This window comes from Bacillus sp. AFS017336 (genome assembly GCF_002555445.1).
GTDB lineage: Bacteria > Bacillota > Bacilli > Bacillales > Bacillaceae_G > Gottfriedia.
In genome coordinates this window covers 329,458-338,486 of sequence record NZ_NUCO01000020.1, presented here as the reverse complement: position 1 = coordinate 338,486, position 9,029 = coordinate 329,458, and the positions used below count along the sequence as shown (strand labels likewise).

The 9,029-nt window shown below is 32.4% G+C and carries 10 protein-coding genes; 9 read left to right on the top strand and 1 reads right to left on the bottom strand.

The genetic code is table 11. The features are described 5' to 3' along the window. The first annotated feature begins 229 nt into the window (after window positions 1–229). From CN601_RS11845 to CN601_RS11820, 6 genes are all read left to right on the top strand, one after another. Window positions 230–481: a hypothetical protein gene (locus CN601_RS11845; RefSeq protein ID WP_098171143.1), complete on the top strand. Its 252-nt coding sequence runs from the start codon at window positions 230–232 to the stop codon at window positions 479–481. A gap of 589 nt (window positions 482–1,070) precedes the next feature. Continuing rightward, window positions 1,071–1,997: an alpha/beta hydrolase family protein gene (locus CN601_RS11840; RefSeq protein ID WP_098171142.1), complete on the top strand. Its 927-nt coding sequence runs from the start codon at window positions 1,071–1,073 to the stop codon at window positions 1,995–1,997. Window positions 1,998–2,160: 163 nt separating this feature from the next. Then, entirely contained in the window at window positions 2,161–2,799 is a 639-nt protein-coding gene (locus CN601_RS11835) for an AAA family ATPase (RefSeq protein WP_098171141.1), read from the top strand. A 323-nt stretch (window positions 2,800–3,122) separates the two neighbouring features. Further along, complete coding sequence (locus CN601_RS11830; RefSeq protein WP_098171140.1) at window positions 3,123–3,497, top strand: cysteine-rich CWC family protein; 375 nt, start codon at window positions 3,123–3,125, stop codon at window positions 3,495–3,497. A gap of 221 nt (window positions 3,498–3,718) precedes the next feature. Beyond that, window positions 3,719–4,069: a hypothetical protein gene (locus tag CN601_RS11825; RefSeq protein ID WP_098171139.1), complete on the top strand. Its 351-nt coding sequence runs from the start codon at window positions 3,719–3,721 to the stop codon at window positions 4,067–4,069. Window positions 4,070–4,086: 17 nt separating this feature from the next. Then, window positions 4,087–4,338 (top strand): hypothetical protein, encoded by a 252-nt coding sequence (locus tag CN601_RS11820; RefSeq protein ID WP_098171138.1) that lies wholly within the window; start codon window positions 4,087–4,089, stop codon window positions 4,336–4,338. Window positions 4,339–4,518: 180 nt separating this feature from the next. Here CN601_RS11820 and CN601_RS11815 read toward each other — a convergent pair whose 3' ends face one another. Continuing rightward, complete coding sequence (locus CN601_RS11815; RefSeq protein WP_098119935.1) at window positions 4,519–5,541, bottom strand: LacI family DNA-binding transcriptional regulator; 1,023 nt, start codon at window positions 5,539–5,541, stop codon at window positions 4,519–4,521. A gap of 457 nt (window positions 5,542–5,998) precedes the next feature. Here CN601_RS11815 and CN601_RS11810 point away from each other — a divergent pair, with 457 nt between their 5' ends. Genes CN601_RS11810 through CN601_RS11800 form a run of 3 tightly spaced genes read left to right on the top strand, consistent with a single transcriptional unit; the run spans window position 5,999 to window position 9,016 of the window. Next, window positions 5,999–7,321, top strand: a complete 1,323-nt coding sequence (locus CN601_RS11810; RefSeq protein ID WP_218923239.1) for an ABC transporter substrate-binding protein — start codon at window positions 5,999–6,001, stop codon at window positions 7,319–7,321. Further along, window positions 7,321–8,199, top strand: a complete 879-nt coding sequence (locus tag CN601_RS11805) for a carbohydrate ABC transporter permease (protein ID WP_098171137.1) — start codon at window positions 7,321–7,323, stop codon at window positions 8,197–8,199. Before CN601_RS11810 ends, CN601_RS11805 begins: the two co-directional genes overlap by 1 nt. After that, window positions 8,186–9,016, top strand: coding sequence for a carbohydrate ABC transporter permease (locus CN601_RS11800; RefSeq protein WP_098119937.1), 831 nt, complete (start codon window positions 8,186–8,188; stop codon window positions 9,014–9,016). Before CN601_RS11805 ends, CN601_RS11800 begins: the two co-directional genes overlap by 14 nt. Window positions 9,017–9,029: the final 13 nt, after the last annotated feature.

Genomic DNA, 9,029 nt, shown 5'->3' with positions numbered 1-9,029 from the left:
AATGTATAATTGGCGGCATGAAGAATACACTGAACAAGGTTGTTTAATAATAGATAGATAGATAGATAGATAGATAGATAAAGTACTTCTAACTGAACGAATGTATGATAATAATCGAACAACAAGAGTTGCATTAGCAACTCTATTCTTATTCAACAAAATGGCAGGATAGTTTAATAAGAATATAGAAACTTACATAAAACATATTATAAAATAGGGGATTAACTAAATGAAAAACTTTGGGATAATATTTGTATTTATGGGAGTTATTATGATGGTATTAGGTGGGTTAGAAAAGATACTTATTTCTTTATCTTTTAATGGTGATGGTAACGGTATTGATATGACCGCTATTAAAAATTTAACACCTTCATATTTATGTAATATTACAAACTTCACCTTCTGGTTTGGATTATTATTTTTCATTATTGGTTTAAGTGTATTTTTCGAAGTCTCAAAATATTTTAAAGTGGAAAATTGATTTTATTACAATTCCTTATATAACTAACGCAATGCATTAGTTGAATAACACGATCGGCTTAAAAGTCGATTTTTTTTATTGAGCTAAATGGCAGATTGTATTGTTTTTAAATTTAAAAAGAAAAGGTCGATAAATATGATTATTAATGAAGATTTCTTTTACTTTTTAGGTTTTTTTCTATTTGGATACTTCCAAATACATATGGTTATATTCGTTAAAAAGAAAGATTTTTTATATGGGGAAAAATATAAAAGATTGAGAGATATGTTCTATCCTCTACCAGATATAGTTTCCTATTGGTTTTCTAAAATTTGCTTATTATTACTGGGTAGTTTTTTTATTTTCATTAGTTTCTATACATATTAATAATCTAACATTTAGGAGTTGATTATAGTATTTCTTATCCAACTAACGCATTGCATTAGTTGAAAATAAAAAGCAGCAGCTTTTTATTTTGACTTTCATAGACTTAAAAGCTGATTTTAATTATCGCAACGATCATTTTACTTCCAATATATGTTAACGTATAATTGTTGAAAAGTGAGAATAATAGAGGATTTGAAAACTGAGTTTGTATAGGAGGTTTAAAATGATAGAACAAGTTACGGTTATGGCATACGCCGCCTACCCATTGGAAGGGATTTTGACATTGCCAGATTCTTATACTGAAAAAGTCCCAGCAGTTGTATTTGTACACGGTTCCGGTGCTTTAGATAAAGATGAAACCGTTGGTGCTAACAAACTATTTCGAGACCTTGCGGATGGACTTGCAAATCAGGGAATTGCATCGATTCGGTATGACAAACGAACCTTCGCCCATGGTAAGCAGATGGTTCAAGAACTTGGTGGTAAACTTTCCGTCAAAGAAGAGGTCATTGAGGACGCGATTGAGGCTGTCAATATGCTAAAAAAAGATCCCCGTGTGGATGCAAATCGTATTTTCATAATTGGACATAGTTTAGGAGGAACGCTTGCTCCTAGAATCGATGCTGAAGGCGGTGATTTGACAGGATTAATAATCTTAGCCGGCACTTCTCGAACGCTTGAAGAAGTCATCCTAAACCAAAATGAGGATTCCATAAAGCAGCTTGAAGCATCTCAACAAGAATTAGCCTTAAAGCAAGTAAAAGAACTACAAAACATGTTTGATTCTATATCTGACATGACTGATGAGATTGCGCAGCAGACAATTTTGTTCGGTTCTGTTTATGCTTGGTATTTTAAAGAAATGAATCAACATCCTACTAAGGACTATTTATCGCAAAGCAAAAAATCGATATTCGTTGTTCAAGGTGATAAAGATGTACAAGTTTCTGTCGAAAAAGATTTCAATCGATATCGTGAAATGCTAAAAGACCACCCCGATGCCACTTTTACACTCTATCCCGGTTTGAACCATCTGTTTATGAAAGCAGTTTTTGGTACGTTGAAAGACATTTGGAACGAATATAATATTCCGCAATCTTTGGACAAGAATGTTTTAGAAGATATAGCAAAATGGATCTTGTCGAAATAACCAAATCAAAAGGTGCTAATTCTTAATATTGTACTTACGAGAGCGTTAGTTTAACAAATATTGACTATTTCGGTAGTCTTTTTTTTGCACTCTCGCGTAGTTTGGTTGAAGAAGTTTTGATGGAAATAAAAGAGGAAAATAGCGTTAAAGAGGTGACTAAAAAGTGATCATATGCTTTGAAGGTGCAAGTGCGGTAGGGAAAACAACAACTTCTAATGAAATTTCCAAAAGCACAAATACATATGTAATTCCAGAAGTTAACCTCTTATTTAATCGACCAAAAGCAGAATCTAACATATGGTATTTGGAACGACAAGTTGAACGGTGGCAGATCGCTAAAGAGAAAAGTAAAAGTTATGATACAGTAATTCTTGATGGTGATATTTTTCAACCATTAAGTTATAATTGGTGTTTTGATTTTAAAATATATAATCAAAGTCTAGATTTTATTGCTGATTTTTACCGAAATGAAATAAAAAATGGAAGAATTGGATTTCCAGATAAATATTATTATTTATATACTGACACACATAGTTTGAGATTTCGTAAAGATAATGATACTACAAGACAGAGAAGGAATTTCGATACACATATAGAGATTGCGAAGCCTCATCAACGCTTTTATGAAGCCCTTAACAATTTTGTTCCCGATTATGTTCATATTATTGAAACAAAAAATATTGAAGAAAGTATATCTTCTATAACAACAAATTTGACTTCTGCATCATCAAGATTAGATATCTCAAATTCATTAGAATTTCTTGATTGTATTGTAACATGGCTAAGGAAAAACAAGGCTTAGTGAATTACTTCTTTTTCAAGTAAATCAGGGCCACTATTGGAACACGTGCGGTCTTTTTATACTTAGTCTACCAACTCTCCCTAATCATTTTTTAGCCTTTCAAAATTAACTAACAGTCTTTTTTCTCTTGATCATACGAACTTAATGCGTTAATTGCACAACATGAGTTGCCTTGGCACCTCTTTTTTTATTCACCAAAATAACCATTTAATTTAAAAAGGAGTGATATAATTAAATGGATAAATTTAGTAAACCAATTTAATGATTGAACAGAATAAAAAGGTATTTCCTTTTGTTAAACAGATTATTGAGGAGGGGATTTAATGGCAATTAAGCTCTGTCCCATGTGTGGTAATGAGAATAAGTGCTCAAGTGGGATGACTTGTTGGTGTAATGGTGAGTATTTCCCAAGAGAGATCTTTAATCAAATATCATCAGATGAGGTAAGAAAATCTTGTATATGTAAGTCCTGTTTAGATAAGTATAAAGAAGATAATAGAATAGAAGACATAAAACCTGCTGATATCGGACCAATGGTCTTTGGTCGTAAGAAAGAGCCTAAACACGACGGTGAAGTATGTTACTGCTATGAGAAGTTTAAAGATAATCTTAAACCAGGAACAGTAACGAAGTGCTTCAAAGAGAAATGTGCTAATTACCTAAGTTGCACCTCTATCTATTTAGGAAAATTAGAATAGTTTTTTATTAAAAAAGAGGTGTAGTAAAATTGAATAAGTTAGATATAAAGTAATTTCCTTGTTCTACCTACACGGTACTTTAGTTGAAAATCATGAGCTGCTAATGTGCGGTTTTTTTTATTAAAAAAAATGGGAGTATAGTCTATCAGGAAAAATAAAATATGTTACTATTATGAAAGAAATTAAAACTCTTATTAAAAAGTTCGTGCGAGGTTGATTTAGTGAAAAAAGCTTTTTATTTAATTTATTTATTACCAATTCCATTTTTTACAACATGGTTTGACTTGAACAAAGTACCATATACAACTTATTTTTTATTATTTGCAACTCTTATTATGGGATTATTATTTGTTCGATTAAGAATGAGTCACGTTTTTATAGTAAATGCACTAGTACTTTTATTATCTATTAGTTTAGTGAAAATTTTTATACCAGAAAATGGACCATATAAGATAATTGAAAGAAATTTTTCTCCAATTTTCTATTTTCTATTCTATTTTCTAGGCATATTAATGATTAGATTTATACTTCATGTTATAGAGATCAATAAATCAGTTCCAAAAGTGGAGTGAAATGATTGGAGAGGATTATGACTGAACCTACGCTAGATGACATTTTACTTAAGTTGAAATTAATCATATCAAATGAGTTATCACGAGGAGAAGTAGCCGACTGGGCATCACAATATGTTATGGCTAATGAGCCAATAGTCGAAAATGATATAGTTTGGGAGTTTTTACAAATAGTAAGTGGAATCGATATTTTAGATTCTCCAGCAACATATCTTCATAGTATTAGAGATATTGAGTTCTGGATAACACAGATTAGCATGAAAAAGTAATTCAACTAACAAAGTGCATCAGATGTATAAGAGTCCGCAAGGTTGTCTAATTAGACAATCTTTTTTAGTTACAAATCAACATATAAATTTAACAAAGCCATAAAAAAACCCTTACCCCAAGATGAAGTAAGAGTGACAAAATATAATGCCTTTAAATATTTAATTTTCTTCTCTATTAACTCAAATCTTTCCTATTTCCCCGGTAGATTCCCTAATGATCAATCTAGTAGGCAATAAAATTTCATGTATTGGTTCATCTTTGTTTTCAATTCTCCAACATAGCTGTTCAACTGCTTTTTTACCGAAGAAGTTTAAGTCGATATCCATCGTTGTCATTTTTGGTGATGCAATTTGAGACAGTTGTCCGTTGTCAAAACTACAAATCGATACGTCATCTGGTACATTGAATCCTCTTTGTTGCAATTCTGATTGAATGAGAAATCCAAGTCCATCATTTACACAAAAATAGGCTGTTGGTTGAGTTGTGAGCTGATCTAGTAATCCTTTGATGTGAGATTGTTCTTCTTTAGCATGATTTAAAAGGAATGCTTCGTTTTGTTTAATTCCATATCGTTTTAATGCTAAAAAGTAACCTTCTAATCTTTCTTGGTAACTTGGTGAAATATCGACATCACCAACGAAGCTAATTTCTGTATGTCCCAATTTAATTAAATGCTCAACAGCTGTAAATGCCGCGAAGCGATTATTCGTTAAAATTGAATCAGCATGAAGGAATGGTTCATGGTGATCAATTAATACGGTTGGAATTCCAGAGCTAATAACTTTTGCAGTATAGTCTGTACTAATATGAGATAAAATTAACAATCCATCAATTTCTTGATTTGTTAATAGATTAGGCATGATTAAATTTTCAACTGAATGCTGATCAATTGATTCAATTAAAAAATTCATGTCTCTAGCTTTTAATTCTTTTTGGATACTTAAGTAGATTTCACCAAAGAATCCAGTTAAAGAAAACGCAAGCTCTGAAGCGATTAATCCGATTGTTTTGACTGTTTTTTCTTCAATTGGTTTTTGCGTTCGATTATTAGAATAAGAATAACCTAATTCATCTGCAGTATCTTGTATAAGCTTTCTTGTCTCTTCGCTAACACCAGGCTTTCCAGATAATGCCTGCGAGACGGAGTTTTTTGAGATGTTCAAACGCTGAGCGATGTCTTGCATTGTAACTTTCTTTTCCATTAATAAATTTCTCCCCTAATCAATCTATCTAAATTATTATTCTAAAATTTCTATTGTAATTACATTGTAACGTTACAAAAAATGTAATGCAACTATTTGTAATGTACTTTGTTAAATTAATTAAAGTATAAAACTATTAAAATATTTAAAAATCACTTGACTAAAATTATGTTAGGTGGAATAATCAGTTTATAAGTTAATTAATAACGTTACAAATTATTATTTTATTAGTTTTGTAATGTTTTGGTAATGTGTTTTTGACGATTTGAAGATTAAATAAAGGAAGGGCACAAATAACTATTTATATTTATGACCTAACAACTATTATACCTTTTTTTCAAGTATTTGTTAGCGCTTACAGATTGAAGTAAATACATAAATGGAAATAGAAATAGTCAACGTGTTTTTCTTTTGGAAAGAAATTTGATTTTATCTTAATCATTGGAGGAAATACCAGATGAAAATGAAAAAAGTATCATCAGTCTTGTTAGCTGCTTCTTTATCTGTTGCTGGTTTATCTGCTTGTTCCACAGGTAATAAGGAAGTAAAAGGTGGAGCGAAAAATGGCGTGACGACAATTGAGTTTTGGGCTGCACCAAATCCAACTCAACAAGTTTATTGGAAAGACGTAGCTGAACAGTTTACAAAAGAAAATCCAAACATAAAAGTAAATGTGAGTCCGATGAAAGAAAGTCCTACATCTGAAGCTAGTATTCAGTCAGCAATTGCAGGTGGAAGCGCTCCAACAATGTCTGAAAACATAAACCGTGGATTTGCAGCACAGTTAGCTGATAGTAAGGCACTAGTTCCTTTAGATGAATTAAATGGTTTCGACAAAGTGAAAGAAAGCCGTAACATGGAAAATACGATGAAGGGTTGGCAGTTTGCTGACAACCACCAATACGTTCTACCAATCTACTCAAACGCTATGCTATTTGGTTGGAGATTAGATATTTTAAAGAAATTAGGATTTAATGAACCACCAAAAACTTATAGTGAAATGTTAGCGGTTGCTAAAAAATTAAAAGAGAAATATCCAGATAAATATGTTTGGGCAAAAGCAGACCTTGCAGACCCAACAGCATGGAAAAGATGGTTCGACTTCTTCATGTTATACGATGCAGCATCTGAAGGTAACAAATTCGTAGAAGGTACTAAATTTACAGGTGATAAGAAAGCCGGAGAGCAAGTATTCGATTTCGTGAACGACCTACGAAAATCTAATGCATTACTAACAAGACAAGCTAAAGATCCATTTGAAACAGGATTAGGCATCTTTACTGATATCGGTCCTTGGACAATTTCTTATTGGGCAGATAAATTCCCAAACATGAAGTTTAATGAGACATACGCATTATCTACACCACCAGTTCCAGATGGTATGTCTACTGAAAATGTTAAAACATTCGCCGATACAAAAGGCTTAGTTATTTATGCTTCTGCTACGAAAGAACAACAAAAAGCAGCGATGAAATTTATCAATTGGGCATATTCAAATCCTGAAAATGATTTGAAATGGCTTGAGAAAACGAACTTACCACCAGCACGAGATGATTTAACAACAAATGATACATTTAAGGCGTTCTTTGATAAAAATCCAGCATTACAACCATATGCAGCAGCCGTTCCTAATGCGATTCCACCAATGGATAACGCAAAGTATAACGATATTCAAACTTATATTGGCCAATATGCATTCAATCCTGTAGTAAAAGGTGAAAAAAATTCTAAAACTGCATGGAAAGATATGAAAGAGGCAATTGAGGGGGCTCTTAAGTAATGAGCGCTAAACAAGGAAGGTTGGGCTGGCTATTTGCCAGTCCCTATCTTATTTATGCAGTTGTTTTCTTCTTAATTCCATTAGTATGGTCTTTGTTTCTGTCATTTACTGATTGGAATTTAATTGCTCCAACATTTAGCTTTGTTGGGATTGAAAATTATACAGAAGCGTTTAAAAGCCCAGGCGTACAAAGTGCATTTTTCGTCGCATTCAAATTTATGGCGTTATTTGTACCAATGGTCGTAGCTTCTTCAATCATTGTAGCTTTAATTGTTCAAGGTTTACCAAAGTTTAAAGGTTTATTTTTAATCGGATTTTTTCTACCGTACTTAGCTTCTGGTGTAGTTTCTTCATTAATTGTTAAAGGGCTATTATCATACAACAGCCCGATTAACGAGTTTTTAAGAAATTCACTTGGTTTAGATATTAACTGGCTAGGATCACCATTTGGTGCACTATTCACAGTAGCGGTTATTATTGCCTGGAAATTTACTGGTTACTATGCATTAATCTTAACTTCCGGTTTTGATAGCATTGATAAAGAAGTTTATGAAGCAGCTTTAATTGATGGAGTAACGCCAATGCAACGCTTTTGGAAAATTACATTCCCTCTATTATATCCTGCATTATTTACAGTTTTAATTTTATCAATTGGTGTAACTTTTGGTATTTTCACAGAGGTTTACCAGTTAACAGGTGGGGGACCGAATTTCGCAACAAATACATGGCAAATGGAGATCTTTACTAGAGCATTCTCGAATCTTCAAGCTGGTTATGCATCTGCAATTGCGATTATCGCTTCGATTGTTACATTTATATCAATCTTTATTATTCGAAAACTTTTAGAAATGTGGGGAAGACGAAATGGTTGGAACTAAGAAAAAAGGATTATGGTTTCGTTACCTAATTGCCTCGATTCTCTTACTAGTTATGGTTTTTCCATATATTTATATGGTTTTAAATTCATTTGCTGATTGGAGCCAAGTAGACCGAAAGCTAATCCCAACAGGCTTTACTTTGAAATCTTATAGCTGGCTATTAGGTGGTGGTGAGTCAGCAATACCAAGACCTTGGATCAATGCATTTTTTAATAGTTTCTTTGTCTCTGCTGCATCTACATTATTAATGATGGTTACAGCGGTGATGGTAGCATATGCACTTGCTAAAATTCCTTTTAAAGGAAGGAACTTTATTAATAACTTTATTTTATTTCAAATGTTTTTCCCAGCGATTATTTTATTAATCCCTACATTCCTTGTCATCCAAAAAATTGGTATGTATGACTCATATTGGGGAATGATTTTACCAAAAGCGATGAGCTTATGGGCAGTCTTTATGTACACAAACTTTTTCAAAGCCATTCCCGAAACGTTTATTGAGGCGGCAAAGCTAGATGGGGCAAGTGAATGGCAAATCATGTTTAAAATTGTTTTACCGATGTCCAAATCAATTACAACTGTTATTTTCCTATTCTTATTTATGGAAAGATGGACAGAGCTTTTATGGGATATGTTAGTTGCGAAGAGTGACAATATGTTAACGCTAAACGTTTTATTATCACAAATGTTTGGTCCTTATGGAGGTTATCCAGGACCGATGTATGCAGCAGCAGTATTACTAACATTGCCAATCATTATTATCTTCTTATTATTTGCTAAAAAGTTTAAAGAAGGTATGCAGTTTACGCTTAAGTAATTCATGGATTGGA

Bases quoted from the DNA above. Each gene is read 5' to 3' on its own strand.
- CN601_RS11805 (WP_098171137.1), top strand. From the start codon at position 7,321: ATGAGCGCTAAACAAGGAAGGTTGGGCTGGCTATTTGCCAGTCCCTAT.
- CN601_RS11820 (WP_098171138.1), top strand. From the start codon at position 4,087: ATGACTGAACCTACGCTAGATGACATTTTACTTAAGTTGAAATTAATC.
- CN601_RS11830 (WP_098171140.1), top strand. From the start codon at position 3,123: ATGGCAATTAAGCTCTGTCCCATGTGTGGTAATGAGAATAAGTGCTCA.
- CN601_RS11845 (WP_098171143.1), top strand. From the start codon at position 230: ATGAAAAACTTTGGGATAATATTTGTATTTATGGGAGTTATTATGATG.
- CN601_RS11840 (WP_098171142.1), top strand. From the start codon at position 1,071: ATGATAGAACAAGTTACGGTTATGGCATACGCCGCCTACCCATTGGAA.
- CN601_RS11815 (WP_098119935.1), bottom strand. From the start codon at position 5,541: ATGGAAAAGAAAGTTACAATGCAAGACATCGCTCAGCGTTTGAACATC.
- CN601_RS11800 (WP_098119937.1), top strand. From the start codon at position 8,186: ATGGTTGGAACTAAGAAAAAAGGATTATGGTTTCGTTACCTAATTGCC.
- CN601_RS11810 (WP_218923239.1), top strand. From the start codon at position 5,999: ATGAAAATGAAAAAAGTATCATCAGTCTTGTTAGCTGCTTCTTTATCT.